This window comes from Streptomyces sp. NPDC045470, assembly GCF_040646595.1.
Lineage (GTDB): Bacteria > Actinomycetota > Actinomycetes > Streptomycetales > Streptomycetaceae > Streptomyces.
Genome location: NZ_JBEZAN010000038.1, coordinates 1 through 14,777 on the forward strand (window position 1 = coordinate 1; position 14,777 = coordinate 14,777).

A 14,777-nucleotide genomic window follows, 5' to 3' on the forward strand; every position below is an offset into this window, starting at 1 on the left:
CGGACGCAGTCGGCCAGGGCGGCATGCAGGCCCGGTTCGATGTGCCGGCCGGCGGCCCAGTCGAGGTCACCCTTTATCGCCAGGTTGGTCCGGTCACCGTCGGCGGTGACCTCGATCACCAGCAGATGCGGCCCGGAGATCGCCGGGCCCGGCGGGGGCGCGCCGCTGGGGGCGGGGCCAGGGAAGGGGGGTGCGCCGGGTGCGGGCTCGGGCATGGCCGTCCTCTCCTTCGCTCACTCGCCTGCCGTGGTGTCCAGGTTCGTCCACCCGAGACACACACGTCAATCAATACGTGAAGAATGGTACGTGCTTTGTGGTGCGTGAAACGCAGGTCGCTATAGTCGGGGCATGTATGAGGTGCCCGAGCCCCACACCGGATGGACGTTCTTGACCAACCACGCCCGGGTGCTGGCGGTCATCGCCGACAACGATCACGCCCGCATCCGCGACATCGCCGCCCACTGCCGGCTGACCGAACGTGCCGTGCAGAAGATCATCGTCGACCTGGAAGGCGACGGGTACCTCTCCCGCACCCGCGAGGGGCGCTCCAACATCTACCGGATCGAGCCCGGAAAAACGTTGCGGCACCCGGCCGAAGCGGATCTCGGCCTGACCGTGGCCGCCCTGCTCTCCCTGCTCGTCCAGGACGAACACCAGCGCACCGCACCCGCCGACGACCGTCGCACCGGCACCGACTGATCCCCCCTCCGCGAGCTGCCCGGCCGCCCAACACTCAAGACCCCCGGCGTCGGCCTTGGGGAGCGTTTTGCCCCGGCAGGTTGTTCGGCAAGTCGGGATCTATCAACCGTGTGGGGATCGTGCTGTGTGCGCCCGCATCTTGCGCAGTGGCGCGCGTGACGGCGTAAGACCGAGTGGGGGCCTGGAGTGTTCGCGGGGAGAACGGCGCGGCTGGTGGTCAGCAACGATGGCGAGGAGCTGCTGGAGCTGACCGTGGAGCCCTGGGCGGACATCCACCGGATCCGGCCGAAGGAGACCTGCATCGTGGTCACCCACTCGCCCGCGGGAGACGGTACTTGGGGTGGGACGTTGTCTGGCGACGAGCCGTTCGAGGTCGGGCATCGGCCCGATTCGATCACGGTGTGGGCCTACGGCCACTGCTTCCACCTCAGCGACAGGGAGGGTAATCCGATCTACGCGAACGAGTACGGGGGCGGGTGTCGTGCCCAGAACCTGTCCACCTGAAGAAGTACGTCACCTGGTGGATTGCTGTTCATCGTGCTTCGGGAGTCGTTGGCGAACTCGCGGCGCTGCGTTGTCATGTGCTCAAGTGTCGCGCCGGTTCGGAGTCGACTCGTGTGCGCCTGCGGCTCATCAGGCCGGTCATCGCGAGGCGGCTCATCGCTTCGGAGCGGTGTGGGTGGGTTTCGTAGTCGCGGGCGAGGCAGCGGTGGGTCATCAGCCAGCCGAAGATCCGCTCGACACCCCGTCGCCTGGGGATGACCTTGAAGCCCTTCTGGCCCGGGAAGCCCTTCTGGCCTTGGCGATGTGCGAGAGCAGGTGGATGCCGCCAGCGTCCAGGGCTTTGTCGCCGGCACCCGGCTGGTCGACCGCATCGCGGCTGCCCACCCCCGCCTGCGCAAGGTCCGGGTCGACGGCAGCTACCGCCAGTACCTCGTCAAGCACGCCGCCCGACAAGGCATCGACATGGGAAATCGTCCAACGCGCCTTCGGGAGCGGGGGGCACCCCGGCCAGTGGCGCAGGTCGGCCACTCGCTGCGACCAGGCCCGCGAGTCCTGCAACGCTGCCGTCACCATCGCCCCGATCCTGCTCTGGTTCTGAGCTTTGAAGACGATCATCAGCAGGTCGGGCCCGTGGTCGGCCGGTCGGGCGGTCGTCGGCAGTCGAGGAGCCGCACACCCGCTTCGTGCAGGGGCGGCACGTTTCCGGGGTGCCTGCCCGGGCTTTCCGCCGGGCGGGATTTCTGCCGTGAGTTCGAGCCGGATACGCGCTGTGAAATGCCTAGGTGTCGTGGATACGCAGGGCTACCCACCCCTGGAATGCGGGGTTCCAGGGCGTGGCGTATTTGGCTGGTAAGCATCGCCGGAGCGGATACAGTTCAACGGGCAATTACCTTTCGCGGGAGTCGGTTTATCCGGAGGCAGGGCAAAGTTCCGGCAAGGTGCTGAGATAAACGGACCGCTGTCATCCAGCCATGCCAGCAACCGTGGGGGTCCGCCGGTCAGTGCCTCCGTCACCCCTAGAGTTGCAGGTCAGCGGCGTTATGGGAGGCCGGTGACCGGTGGCCTGAATCGTTGGCTCCCGGCCCTCGCAACCCGCCCTTTGATCGCCAAGGGCTTGCAAAGTCGCAATGACTTGTTATTACCTGAGACACGTTCAAGCCGGGGCGTCACTCCTGACACTCCGCGCTTCCTTCGCATCGGTGTGCAGGGGATCGCGTGCCCGCTGCCGCACCGAACCGGCCAGTGCTTCTCCCGTGCCACGCATCCGCCACGGGAAGCGCTTCGCACCCATCGCCCCGGTGGAACACACCCGGGACGGCACACAACAGGGGGAAAAGAAGTGGGTTTCCGTACGCCGACGACTGCTGCCGTGTCGGTCACCGCCCTGTCCGCGCTCCTGCTGACGCAGGTGCCGGCTCGGGCGGACACGGCGCCGGCGTCTCTCACGGACAGCGGGGTACGTGCCCATGTCGACGCGCTCCAGCGCATAGCCGACCGTAACGACGGCAACCGAGCCTCCGGGACCAGCGGTTACGCGGAGTCCCTCGACTATGTCGAACAGCGGCTGAAGAAGGCGGGTTACGAGGTCGAGCGGCAGCCCTTCGGCTTCCTCTTCACCCAGGTCCTCACGGAACGGCTCGTACTGCCCGGCGGGAAGCCGGTGCCCGTCACCCTGGCCAAGTACTCCCCCTCGACCCCCGCGAAGGGCCTGACCGCGCGGTTCGCGGAGCTGACGGGCCCCGAGGAGCGGCGGCAGGGCTGCGCGCCCGCCTCGTACGACGGCGCCACGGTCACCGGACGGATCGCGCTGGTCAGCAACGGCGGCTGCACGATGGACGACAAGGGCAAGGCCGCCGCCGCGGCCGGAGCCGCCGCGGTCGTGGTGATCAACGACCGGCCGGGCGAACTGTACGGCTGGCTCAAGGACGCCGCCGGGGCCCGCATCCCCGTCTCAGGGGTGTCACCTGAGACCGGTGAGGCCCTGACCCGCGCCGCCCGGCAGAACGCGCCCGGCACCCTCACCCTCCGCTCGCGCACCGAGAAGCGCACCACCGAGAACCTCATCGCCCGTACCAGGTCCGGCGATCCGGCACACCAGGTGATATCCGGCGCCCACCTCGACTCGGTGCCCGAGACCGCCGGGATCAACGACAACGGCGCCGCCGTCGCCGTCCTCCTGGAGAGCGCACTGCGTGGCGCCCAACGACCCGCTCCGAGAAACCAGTTGGTCTTCGCCTTCTGGGGAGCCGAGGAGTTCGACATGCTCGGCTCGCAGTACTTCGTTGACCGGCTCACCCCGGCGCAGCGCAAGCGCGTCGCCGCCTACCTCAACCTGGAGATGATCGGCGGCCCCAACTCCGGGCTGTTCACCATGGACGGGAAGAACGCCGACCCCGAGGGAGGCATCACGCCGCCGAACGGCTCGGCCGATATCGCGGACCGCTTCACCCGCGCCTTCGCCGAGGCCGGCGAGGTGGCGCAGACCTGGAAGCTGGACGGCCGGTCCGACTACGCCCCCTTCATGAAGGCCGGCATTCCGGCCGGCGGCCTCAACGGCGGTTCCTTCGAGCTGAAGACCGCCGAGCAGGCCCGCCTGTGGGGCGGCACGGCCGGCAAGCCGTTCGACCCCTGCTACCACCAGGTGTGCGACAACGCGGGCAGCTTCAACGCCACCGCGGCACGCAAGCACGGCGACGCCTTCGTCCGGACGCTGGACCACTTCGCCGGTACGGCGGTGGCGCGCACCGACCGTGCGGCGCACGGCCGTGACTGAGCGGGCGGTGGACGGCCGGCCGGCACCGGCCCCCGCCGGTCACCCGCGAGCCGCCGGAAAGCTGGTGGTCGGCGCTCTGATCGTCGACAGCCGGGACCGTGTCTTCCTCCAGCAGCGCTCCGCGGACCGCCGGCTCTTTCCCGGCTGCTGGGACCTGGTGGGCGGCCACGTCGAGCCGGACGAGAGCCCCCTGGAGGCGCTCGCCCGCGAGCTGACGGAGGAGACCGGATGGCGCCTCGGCCGGGTCCTGCACCAGGTGGCCGGGGGGCAGTGGGATGCCGACGACGGCACCCGCACCGAGACCGACTACCTGGTCGAGGCCGTCGGCGACCTCACCGCCCCGCGCCTGGAACGGGACAAGCACCCGCGCTGCGCCTGGGTGGGACCGCACGACCTCGCCCTCCTCGACGACAGCGTCCGGCGCAGCGGCAGCACCTTCGTCCGGGATGCGGTGACCGCGGCACACACCTGGCTCGCCCGGACACCGGCATCCCACCGGAAGGACATCAGCGACACGCTGTGACGGTCGCCGGTCCAGTGACGCACGTACGTCCGCAATCGGGTCAGAAAGGGAAGAGCGCGTGACACACGTGGTTGAACCGAGCAGTCGCCCCCGATGTCGTTCGTTGGTGATCGGATTCGCCGGGCACCAGGGGCAGGAGTACCTACCGATCGTCCGGCGGCACACCGACATCGCCGGCGGCGTCGACCCCTCGGGGGACGCCGCGGCGCTGGCCCGACAGTGGGACTTCCCGCTCTACGGCAGCCTCGACGAGGCCCTGCGGTCCGCCGACTTCGACACCGCCGTGGTGACCGTTCCGCACCACGCGCACTTCGCGATCTGCTGCGATCTGCTGCGCGCCGGCAAGCACGTCCTGAAGGAGAAACCTTTCGCCGTCACCGAGGCGCAGGCCCGGGAACTGGTCAAGCTGGTGGACGACGCGGACCGCAGCGCCTTCACCCTCGTCCAGCGTGGCTTCAACCCGGTCTTCGCGTTCGCCCGTGAGCAACTGGCGGAGATCGGCAGGCCGTACTGGTTCTCGTACGACTACCACCTGAACCTGCCCACCCCGACCAGCGGCTGGCGCGCCACCAGCGATCTCGCCCTGGGCGGCGTCCTGCTCGACATGGGCTACCACCTCCTCGACGTGCTCAGCGGCCTGTTCCCGGCCCCGGCCGAGGTGCGCTCCACCTTCCTGCACCGCTACGAGGAGATGCGCGAACGGCGCCTGGAGGACCTGGCCAGCGTGCAGTTCAGTTACCCGGGGCTGGACTTCGCGGGCTCGCTGCGGATCTCGCGGCACAACCTGGAGAAGGTCGAGAAACTGACGATCCTGGGCACCGAGGGCGCCCTGAACGTCACGCCCACAGAAGCGGCGCTGCACTCCCCGGACGGCGATGTCGCGTACCGCCTGGTGTCCGAGCAGCCCAAAGGCACCGCCGTGAACGCCATGTTCGCCCACTACTTCCGGCACCTGGACGACCGCGACTACCGCACCACGCACGTCCGGCGGCAGCTCTCCGCGGTACGGCTGCTCGACCGCATCTACCGCGACCGGCCCGCCGACACCCGCACCGCCGCGCAAGCCGGGCCACCGCTGACCGCACCCGGCCAGGCCGTACCCGCCTGACCCGCGGCCGCCGGGGCCGCTGCCCCGGCCGCCTTCGTCCACCGCCGGTACGCGCCTTCGCCGCCACCCCGCGACGCCCTGCCGGCCGCCCCTTTCTCCAGCCCCGGGCCCCGGCCCCCTGCCGTCTTGCGCCCGTACGACCGCTTCCCGACCGAGAGACAGAGGACCCCGTGACTTCCACCGGCGAACGCCTCGCCCTGCTGGGCGGCACCCCGGCCATCACCCGGCCGCTCCCGCACGAGATCTGGCCGCCCCGCGCCGAAGAGGCCGAACTCACCGCCCTGGCAGCGCAGCGCAACGACGACATCTCCATCAAGGGCAGCAGCGGCCCGGTCCGCGAGCTGGAGGACGCCTTCCGCGCCTTCCTCGACGACCAGGTCCGCTGGGCGGTCACCTTCAACTCCGGGACCAGCGCCCTGTTCGCCGCCTACTTCGCCCTCGGGGTGCGGGAAGACGTCGAGGTCGTCGGCCCGGCGCTCACGTACCACGCGGCGCTGAGCCCGGTCCACGCGCTGCGCGGCGAGGTCGTCCTCGCCGACATCGACCCGCTCACCCGGGGCATCGACCCGCAGGCCCTGGAAGCGGCGATCACCGAGCGGACGAAGGTCGTCACCGTCGTCCACCAGTGGGGTCACCCCTGCGACATGGACGCGGTCATGAGCATCGCCGAGCGGCACGGCCTGCGCGTCCTGGAGGACTGCTCGCACGCCCACGGCAGCCGCTACAAGGGCCGCCTGTGCGGCACCTTCGGCGACGCGGCGGTCTTCTCCCTGCAGGCGAACAAGGCCGTCTTCGCCGGCGAGGGCGGCATCCTCGTCACCAACGACGCGGGGGTGCACGACCGGGCCACCCTGCTCGGGCACTACCGTGACCGCTGCCGCGAGGAGATCACCGACGAGGCGCTGCGCGACCACTGGGTGACCGGGTTCGGGCTGAAACTGCGCATGTCGCCGTTCAACGCCATCGTCGCCCTGCACTCCCTCGCCGCGTTCCCCGAGCGCAAGGAGGCCCGGCACAGCGCGCTGCGCTACTTCGGTGAGCGGCTGGCCGAGGTCGACTACATCGAGCCCGTACACGTCGGCGAGGACGTCGACATGGGGGCCTGGTACGGCTACAAGCCGCTGTTCCTGCCCGAGGCGCTGCCCGGCGTCACCCGCAAGCAGCTCATCACCGCACTGCGGGCCGAGGGCATGGAGATCGGTGCGCCGTCCGGTCCCCGGCTGTCCACCCTGCCGTTGTACGCGTCGGCCGAGAGCCCGCTCTTCCCGGGTACCCCCAAGCACGCCAACGTGGCTGCCCCCGGCACCGCCGCCGAGCGTGTCGAGCAGCAGGCGCTGTCCCTGCCGACCTTCAACGACTGGCCCGCCGACAAGGAGCTGATCGACGCCTACATCGAGGCGTTCCAGAAGGTCGGCCGCCACCGCGCCGCGCTCGCCGGGCACGCGCGCGACGACGGCTGACGAGCGCCCGGCCCACCGTACGGACGCGGGGTGAATCCTGCCCCGCCCCCGGTCCACGGTACGAACCGGGGCACATCCTGCCCCTGATCACCGAACGGCCCCGGGGAGACCCCCGCCCCACCCGCATGACCGACATGAGGACTGGAGAGGAACCATGGCTGTCAAGGAATCCCCGGAAGCCGCCGAGGCCGTACTCAACCGGGCGATGGAGGGCGACGACCTGCCCGACTCGTTCACCCTGCTCGGCCGGGAGTGGGACCTGCACCGCGACGTGTTCCCCGGCACCATCACCGCGGCGACCGAGGTGATGGCCTCTGCCCTGCCGTACCCGAAGGGCGGCTCGTTCCTGGAGGTGGGCTGCGGCACGGGCGTCATCTCCGTCACCGCCGCGCTCTCCGGCTGCGCGCAGGTCACCGCGCTGGACATCAACGAGAAGGCGGTGGCCAACACCGAGGCCAACGCGCGCCGGCACCAGGTCGCCGACAAGGTACGCGCCCTGCACAGTGACCTGTACGACGCCCTGACCTCCGAGGACCGCTTCGACGCGATCTTCTGGAACGTACCGTGGACGTTCGTGGAGGACGACTTCAGCCTCAAGAGCCACCTGCATCACGCCGTGTTCGACCCGGGTTACAAGGGCCAGGCCCGCTACCTGGCCGGGGCGCGCGAGCATCTGGCCGACGGAGGGCGGCTGTTCATCGGCACCGCCGACCTCGGGGACCGCGAGATGCTCGACCGGTTCGCCGAGGACGCCGGCATGCGGGTGGAGCTGCTGCGCCGCATCCGTCGGATCGAGGTGGTGCGGGTCATGGAGTACCACCTTCTGGAGCTGCACCAGAAGTAGCCCCCGGTTCCCGGCCCGCGTGCCCGGCCGCCGCCCCGCGCGGCGGCCGGGTCCGGGCGCCCCACCGCCCACCCCAAGGAGACACCGATATGCCCAGCCCGGGCGACCTGGACGCCGCCCTCGATCTCGCGGACCTCGCCGACGCCATCACCGGTGCCCGCTTCCGCTCCCGCGACCTGCGCATCGACCAGAAGCCCGACCGTACCCCCGTCACCGACGCCGACCTCAGCGTCGAGGACGCCATCCGTACCGCCCTCAAGGAGCGGCTGCCCGCGGACGGTTTCTTCGGCGAGGAGCACGGCGGCACCCCGGACGGGCCGCGCGTGTGGATCGTCGACCCGATCGACGGCACGAAGAACTTCCTGCGCGGCGTACCGGTCTGGGCGACCTTGATCGCGCTGGTCGAGCACGGCCGCCCGACCGTGGGCGTGGTCAGCGCTCCCGCGCTGCGGCAGCGCTGGTGGGCCGCTGCGGACAGCGGCGCCTGGACACGGCGCGGCAACGAGCCGCCGGCGTCCCTTCATGTGTCCGGTGTGAACCGTCTCGGTGACGCCTACCTGTCCACCACCAACCTGGGCACGTGGCCGCAGTTCCACTCCAGGGCGGCCTACCTGCGGCTGGCCGACGCCTGCTGGGAGGACCGGGCGTACGGCGACTTCCTCCAGCACTGCATGGTGGCCGAGGGCATCGTCGACATCGCCGCCGAGCCTGTCGTCAGCCCGTGGGACGTGGCTGCGGTACGGGTGGTGGTGGAGGAAGCCGGTGGTCGCTGCACCGATCTGGCGGGCGGCGACATCCTCACCGGAGGCGGCGCGTTGTCGGCCAACCCGCAACTGCACGAACTGGCTGTCGGGGTTCTCGGCACCGACCACACCGGGCCGTGCACGGACGGGGGCTGAGCCGCTGTCCGAACCGGCCGGTGCTGTGCCCGCATCCAGGCTTCGCACTCGCCCGCACATCGATCAGGACAGGCCGATCAGGATCGACCGGTCGGGGCTGCCCGGCCGTCCGCGACCAACCGTCCCACAACGGCTGACCACCCGACTGCACCCGACCACCCGCCCGTCCGCACCCGATCCCCCGACCACCCGCCCGACCGCCCCCGACCACCCGCCTGCCCGTCCGACTGAACTGGTGACACCCATGACCTCGAACGCCCCCGCCGTCCGCCCCGCCACCCGTGACGACCTCCCCCGCGCGCTGCGCACCCTCCAGCGCGCGTTCGCCGACTACCCCTTCACCCGCCACACCATCGCCGCCGACGACCACCTCGCCCGCCTGCACCGCTTCAACGAGCTGTTCGTCTCCCGTATCGGCCTGGACCACGGCAAGGTGTGGGTGGCCGACGACGGCGACGCGGTGGCCGTCTGGACCACCCCCGAAACCGCCAACGCGGGCAACGTCTTCGCGGAGATCGGCCCGCAGTTCGCGGAGATCGCCGGAGACCGTGCCGACTTCTCCGCGCAGGCCGAGGCCGCCATGGGGCCCCACCGGCCCACCGAACCCGTGTGGTTCCTCGGCTCGGTCGGCGTCGACCCCGGCCGCCAGGGTCAGGGCCTGGGCGGCGCGGTGATCCGGCCCGGCCTGGAAGCCGCCGAACAGGCCGGTGTCCCCGCCTTCCTGGAGACCTCCGACGAACGCAACGTGCGCTTCTACGAGCGCCTCGGCTTCGAGGTGACGGCCGACTACCCGCTCCCCGGCGGCGGCCCGCACACCTGGGCCATGACCCGTAAGCCGGGCGCCTGAGCCAGGGCTGCCCACGACGATGCCGGTCGGTGCCGCGCGGCCCGGCCACCGGAACGCGGAGACGAGAAGGGCTGGAAGACGTGACCATAGGGCTCGCCACGACGCTCGGCGACTATCTGGAGTACGCGTTCGCTCAGCACGGCCGCGGTGTGCGGTACCTGCCCGTGTTCGACCCGGCCGGGAAGCATGTGTGGCCCCGCCGGATCGCGGCGCGCCTCGGCCTGGAAACGGTCGAAGTACCTGCCCGGGCCGATGGCGCCGTCCCTCCGGGGGCCGGTGACTGCGCGCGCGACGGGCGGGAGGACCACCTCGTCGTCGCCCTCACCGACGACGCCGGGTTCTGCGCGCCGGCACTGGTGTTCGCGCTGGCCAAGGACGCCCGGCTTGTACGGGCCGACACCGCGAGTCAGGTCGTGAAGGCGGCGCTGGAGCTGCCGCCCGGCGGCTACCTCACGGTCGTCGGCCCGGAACGGGTGCTGGAGTTCGCCCTGCTGAACCGGCTCCGCCGGGAGGCCCCGGAGGTGAACACGGGCGTCCTGTGCGGGCCGACCCCGGCCAAGCTCAGCGAACTGGTGTTCAAGACGCTGGTCTACCCGCACATCCCGGCGGAGCGCGACGAGTTCTTCGCCGGGCTCCTCAAGGGCAAGGAGCCGATGACGTCGGGTCGCCTGACGGTCTACCCGACGGACGCCGTCGACGCCGGGCACCTCATGGACGGCACGGTGCTGCGCCGGGTGCTGAGCTTCATCGCCCACGCCAGCGAGGACTACCTGCGGGTCACCCCCGACGACATCCTGTGCGGTCTGACCGACGACCCGGAGGAGCAGGCGGCGGCCCGGCGCGCGCCCGGCCCGCTGCCCGCCTGCATGCAGGGAGACACCTGTGTCTACCCGGACGCGCGACGGCACGACCCCGCCGCCGTCACGGCTCAGGTGGTTTTCGCCAACGCCTGCCTGACCCTGAAGTTCGGCACCCAGCTGATGGGCGAGCACAACCGCTTCACCATCTCCCGCCGGTTCCTCGACGGCTGGACGGGCTGCTTCATCGCCAGCCCGCTGCTCAAGGACGGTATCCCCGGCGAGAACCTGCTCTTCCACGCCCTGATCGAGGACGGTCTGACGGTCGGCGCCGCCGTACGGGCGGTCAACGACAACCTCGAACGGTGGGGCGTGGACGCGCCGGCCGTCATCGTCATCGGCGACCCGGAGGCCGTCTACGGCGACCGCGGTGCGCCGCGGACCGGCTCGGTGCCGTCGGTCGCGTACGAGCGAGATCGTGCCACCGTCCGCTTCGACGGCCTCATGCCGACGTACAGCCGCGTCCGGCTGGACGACCCGGACCTCCTCGCGGCGCACCGCGACGGCACCCTGGACATCCGGCCCGCCACCCCGTTCGGCGGACGCACCCCGTTCTACGCGGCCGCCGCGGAGATCGACGGCGGGCTCGACATGATGGTGCTGGGCGTACAGGACCGGCCGCTGCTCCCGGAGGAGTCGCCCCGCGTCCTCGACGTACGCGCCACGGCGCCGCGGGCCGAACTGGACGGACTCACCCGGGCCTTCGAACGGTACGAGAACCTGGCGTTCCTGGACATCAAGCTCGACAAGGGCCGCGCGGTACTGACCGACATGGTCAACAACCTGCCCACGATGGCCCGCAGAGCGCGCAACACACGCTTCGAACTGACCGAGTGGGAACGGTTCAGCCGGTCCGTCGAGCGTATCCGGGAGAAGTGCACCGCGCTCGACCGCGGCGTCATGGACAAGCTCCTGCAGGCCACCGAGAGCCGCGAGTACCACTTCGTCGAGGCGTACCGCCACACCTACACGGTGCAGCGCACCGAGAGCACCGACGACCCGTGCCGCTACTGCGGCGAGGCCCTCCACCGCTACGTCAGCGGCAACATCCTCCGTCCCCACCTGCGCCGCTACCTGATCAGCTGCGCGATCTGCGGTGCCGTACAGGACACCGAGGACGAGGCGGTGACGCTGACCATCACCGGTGACAACCGGCTGCGCCCCGGGGCCGACACCGAGCTCGGCGTGGAGATCGGCAACAGCGGCGACGAGGAACTGGATCTCCTCCTGGGCGGGCGCATCACCCACGGCAAGCCGCACGGCTTCGGCTTCCGGCTCGACGACGAGTCGGTGCGCGTACCGGCGGGCGGCACGGCCCGCACCCGCCTGACCATCAGCACCGGCCGCCCGCTGGCCCGGCACACCATGCTGCTGCGCTTCTACGCGGTGGGCCTGGGCCGGATCCAGTTCGCCGGCCGTGACCTGTACGTGCGCTGATCCGGTCGTCCCCGGCCGCCGCCCCCTGAACTGACCCGTCGGACCCGACACAGAGGTACGGACAGTGAACACCGAGGTCAACCACCCACGCTTCGCCAGGATGTATCCCAAACTCGCCGCCTGGGCGGAGGAACACGGCGCCCAGGAACACCGCGCCGAGTCGCTCGCCCCCGCCACCGGCCGCGTCCTGGAGATCGGTGCCGGACACGGCCTGAACTTCCCCCACTACCCGGACACCGTCACCGAGGTCGTGGCCCTCGAACCGGAACGGACCCTGCGCGACCTGGCGCGGGAGGCGGCGCCCAAGGCCCGGGTACCGGTGACCGTCTCCGACGGCGTCGCCGAACGCCTGCCCGCCGGGGACGCGTCGTACGACACGGTCGTCTGCTCGCTGGTGCTGTGCTCGGTGCGCGATCTGCCGACCGCGCTCGCCGAGATCCGACGGGTGCTGCGCCCCGGCGGGCATCTCTGCTTCTACGAGCACATCCGCTCGCGCTCCCGGGGGTTCGCCGCCTACCAGTGCGCGGTGGACCTCTTGTGGCCGCACATCTCGGGCGGGTGCCGGGTGAGCCGCAGAACAGACCGCGCCATTCCGGGAGCCGGCTTCACCATGAAGCACGTACGCCATTTCCGTTTCCCCCCGGGCCGCAACCCGGCCCCGACCGCCCCCTTCATGATCGGCCTTGCGGTGCCGGAGTGACGGTTCGGCGGGGCGTTCTCGGTGGCTGCCGGCAGCGGGGGCACTCCGGGCGCCGGCCGCTGCCCCGTGGCTGCCCTTCCGTCCCTTCCCGCCGGGCACCGCGCGTGGCACCGCGCCCGGCGGAGGCGGCGCGTTACGGTTCTTGCCGGCAGGGCGGACCAAGCTGTGGGCCGGGCAGGCATCCGGTACGGGGCAGCGGCATGAACTGCCCGATGCGCGGTGGCGGACGATCGAGCCGTGACTGTCAGCCAATGACCGACCGGGTGGGCAGCGGCCCGATCTCACGGTGGTCAACGTGGCGCTGTTCCTTGGGAGGCTTCGCTGCGGCCAACTCTGACGAGGGTGGTTGCAGCATTCGCAGCAACCGACCCTTTCCCGTTCCCGGCTGCCTCTCCGGTCCAGTCGTCACTCCAAATGATGCGGAACGTTCGCCGTCGGCCCGGCAGTGCCGGGTCGGGCAGCGGTCTATGGCTCTACCGGCCAGAGTGTGGCTGAGCTGATTCTCCCCCCCCCGGTGCTCCCCACCAAGCTTCGTTCTTCCCAATTTCTCCCCAGAGAAGCTCCTCGGTTGGAGTCGTGCCCGTCCTGGACGAGGCACTCAGTGACTACTGGCGTGACCTTCGCTCGGTGAGGCGCCAGATTATGCGGCCTCCGGTCTGCCCTGGCCGCACACGGCTTCGGTCGCGGTGGGTGAAGCGCGCAATGCCTGGTCCTGCGGGCGCCCGTTTTCTACCGGAGCGCACCCTCACGTGGTGCGGGCAGGCCCTGTCGACGAATGACGGTCTTCCCCCATCATCTTCGCTCTTTCGGACTCGTCCTCTGCCCAGCGGGACAAGCTATGGGTGACGAGGCTGACCAGGACTCAGGCTGGGCGCGCGGGGTGACAGGGCGCGAGCGCCTAGGGCCAATGCCGCTTCTGACGGCCGGCCGCAGGACGCCCACCGTCCGGCAGCGGTCACCAGGTGGGGTGATGGCGGGCGATCAGTTCGGGGAACCCTCTGGTCAGGCCCTTCATGACGTTATCGCCGTAGCAGGCGAACAGGGGGTTGTCCGGGTCCACCGTCACGCCGCCCGCGGCGCTGACGTACCGGCTCGGCAGGGGCCGGACCGATGCCTCCAGACGAGGGCTGTAGAAGAACGGCATGGAGTACCGGTCGACCCCCGGGGCCGGGCGGACGACCCGGTGAACGGTGGCCTTGAGATATCCGCGCGTGGCGACCTCCAGCAGTTCACCGAGGTTGACCACGAACGCGTCCGGCAGGACCGGGACGTCGACGAAGTGACCGTCCTCGACGGCGACCTGCAGCCCGCCTTTGTCGTCCTGCACCAGCAGGGTGAGCAGTCCGTAGTCCTTGTGGGTGCCCGCGCCGTCGCCCTTCGGGACGCTGCCCGCCGTGGCGTCCGGCCCCGGGTAGTGCAGCAGCTTGAAATGGATCTGCGGCTCCGGGGTGACCACATCGTCCAGGAAGCCCTCGGGAGTCTCCAGGGACTCCAGGACGAGCCTGAGCATCCGGTGCGAGAGGCTCGTCAACCGGTCCATCCATGCCAGTACGGCCGGCCGCAGCTCCGGCAGGGCGGCCGGCCACTGGTTGGGGCCGACCAGCCACTGGTACGCGGGCTCTCCCGGGCCGGGGCTCCGCGCCGGGCGCTCGGGACCGATGTCCAGCTGCCGGCGCTGGTCCGGGACGCCCCGGGTGCGCTCCCGCCCCATCGCGGAGTAGCCCCGGAAGTGAGGGGAGTTGAGGACGTCGAGAGCCGCATGCTCCGACTCCGGCAGGGAGAACAGCCGACGCGTCAGGTCGAGCAGTTCGGCGGCGCCGGTGACGCCGTGGCCGGTGAGCTGGAAGAACCCGATGTCGTGGACGGCGGCCCGCAGCCGGTTCAGGAACTCGGCGCGCGCTTTCGGACCTCGTTCGCTGTCCCGGAGATCGATCACGGGAATCGCTTCTGGCATGGAGTGCTCCTGGTTTCTCGATACGGTTGTGGACCTCACCACTGCGTTACGGTTCCGGACCGGCCCGCACGGAGGCGGCACGCGGGGACGGGGACAAGAGAGAAGACGGGGCAGTTGCAGGGGCGTGGGAACAGCCCGCGTCGACCAGGTGTCCGGCCGACGCCGTTGTCGA

12 protein-coding genes and 3 pseudogenes are annotated in these 14,777 nt (G+C 70.7%); 12 read left to right on the top strand and 3 right to left on the bottom strand.

All coding sequences use genetic code 11. The annotated features are described in order from the left end of the window. A pseudogene (locus AB0A97_RS40695) lies at positions 1-215 on the bottom strand (hypothetical protein); the annotation flags it as partial. A gap of 133 nt (positions 216-348) precedes the next feature. On the opposite strand from AB0A97_RS40695, the gene AB0A97_RS40700 reads away from it, so the two are divergent. After that, positions 349-699: a helix-turn-helix domain-containing protein gene (locus tag AB0A97_RS40700; RefSeq protein ID WP_361160894.1), complete on the top strand. Its 351-nt coding sequence runs from the start codon at positions 349-351 to the stop codon at positions 697-699. 213 nt (positions 700-912) lie between these two features. Continuing rightward, positions 913-1,203, top strand: a complete 291-nt coding sequence (locus AB0A97_RS40705) for a hypothetical protein (RefSeq protein ID WP_361160897.1) — start codon at positions 913-915, stop codon at positions 1,201-1,203. Positions 1,204-1,276: 73 nt separating this feature from the next. Here AB0A97_RS40705 and AB0A97_RS40710 read toward each other — a convergent pair. After that, a pseudogene (locus tag AB0A97_RS40710) lies at positions 1,277-1,494 on the bottom strand (hypothetical protein); the annotation flags it as partial. Between the two features lie 24 nt (positions 1,495-1,518). Here AB0A97_RS40710 and AB0A97_RS40715 point away from each other — a divergent pair. From AB0A97_RS40715 to AB0A97_RS40760, 10 genes and pseudogenes are all read left to right on the top strand, one after another. Further along, positions 1,519-1,668 (top strand): annotated as a pseudogene (locus tag AB0A97_RS40715) (IS5/IS1182 family transposase); the annotation flags it as partial. 874 nt (positions 1,669-2,542) lie between these two features. Further along, entirely contained in the window at positions 2,543-3,976 is a 1,434-nt protein-coding gene (locus AB0A97_RS40720) for a M28 family peptidase (RefSeq protein WP_361160900.1), read from the top strand. Next, positions 3,969-4,499, top strand: a complete 531-nt coding sequence (locus AB0A97_RS40725) for an NUDIX domain-containing protein (RefSeq protein ID WP_361160903.1) — start codon at positions 3,969-3,971, stop codon at positions 4,497-4,499. Before AB0A97_RS40720 ends, AB0A97_RS40725 begins: the two co-directional genes overlap by 8 nt. Positions 4,500-4,605: 106 nt before the next feature. Next, the gene (locus AB0A97_RS40730) at positions 4,606-5,607 is read left to right on the top strand and encodes a Gfo/Idh/MocA family oxidoreductase (protein ID WP_361160905.1); all 1,002 of its coding nucleotides are present in this window, start codon (positions 4,606-4,608) and stop codon (positions 5,605-5,607) included. Between the two features lie 170 nt (positions 5,608-5,777). After that, positions 5,778-7,067 (top strand): DegT/DnrJ/EryC1/StrS family aminotransferase, encoded by a 1,290-nt coding sequence (locus tag AB0A97_RS40735; RefSeq protein WP_361160908.1) that lies wholly within the window; start codon positions 5,778-5,780, stop codon positions 7,065-7,067. Between the two features lie 154 nt (positions 7,068-7,221). After that, a complete protein-coding gene (locus tag AB0A97_RS40740) occupies positions 7,222-7,911 on the top strand; it encodes a methyltransferase (protein ID WP_361160912.1) in 690 nt (229 codons plus the stop codon). Positions 7,912-8,000: 89 nt separating this feature from the next. Further along, entirely contained in the window at positions 8,001-8,810 is an 810-nt protein-coding gene (hisN, locus tag AB0A97_RS40745; RefSeq protein ID WP_361160915.1) for a histidinol-phosphatase, read from the top strand. A 244-nt stretch (positions 8,811-9,054) separates the two neighbouring features. Beyond that, complete coding sequence (locus AB0A97_RS40750; protein WP_361160918.1) at positions 9,055-9,657, top strand: GNAT family N-acetyltransferase; 603 nt, start codon at positions 9,055-9,057, stop codon at positions 9,655-9,657. 80 nt (positions 9,658-9,737) lie between these two features. Next, positions 9,738-11,951 carry a hypothetical protein gene (locus tag AB0A97_RS40755; RefSeq protein WP_361160921.1) on the top strand — a complete coding sequence of 738 codons (2,214 nt, stop codon included), beginning with the start codon at positions 9,738-9,740 and terminating at the stop codon, positions 11,949-11,951. A 64-nt stretch (positions 11,952-12,015) separates the two neighbouring features. Next, positions 12,016-12,651, top strand: a complete 636-nt coding sequence (locus AB0A97_RS40760; RefSeq protein WP_361160924.1) for a class I SAM-dependent methyltransferase — start codon at positions 12,016-12,018, stop codon at positions 12,649-12,651. A 955-nt stretch (positions 12,652-13,606) separates the two neighbouring features. Here the strand turns inward: AB0A97_RS40760 and AB0A97_RS40765 are convergent. After that, on the bottom strand, positions 13,607-14,605 hold the full coding sequence (locus AB0A97_RS40765) for a 2-oxoglutarate and iron-dependent oxygenase domain-containing protein (protein ID WP_361160926.1): 999 nt from the start codon (positions 14,603-14,605) through the stop codon (positions 13,607-13,609). Positions 14,606-14,777 lie beyond the last annotated feature (172 nt).

Excerpts from the sequence above, each read along its gene's own strand:
- AB0A97_RS40700 (WP_361160894.1), top strand. The coding sequence starts at position 349 with ATGTATGAGGTGCCCGAGCCCCACACCGGATGGACGTTCTTGACCAAC.
- AB0A97_RS40740 (WP_361160912.1), top strand. The coding sequence starts at position 7,222 with ATGGCTGTCAAGGAATCCCCGGAAGCCGCCGAGGCCGTACTCAACCGG.
- hisN (WP_361160915.1), top strand. The coding sequence starts at position 8,001 with ATGCCCAGCCCGGGCGACCTGGACGCCGCCCTCGATCTCGCGGACCTC.
- AB0A97_RS40750 (WP_361160918.1), top strand. The coding sequence starts at position 9,055 with ATGACCTCGAACGCCCCCGCCGTCCGCCCCGCCACCCGTGACGACCTC.
- AB0A97_RS40765 (WP_361160926.1), bottom strand. The coding sequence starts at position 14,605 with ATGCCAGAAGCGATTCCCGTGATCGATCTCCGGGACAGCGAACGAGGT.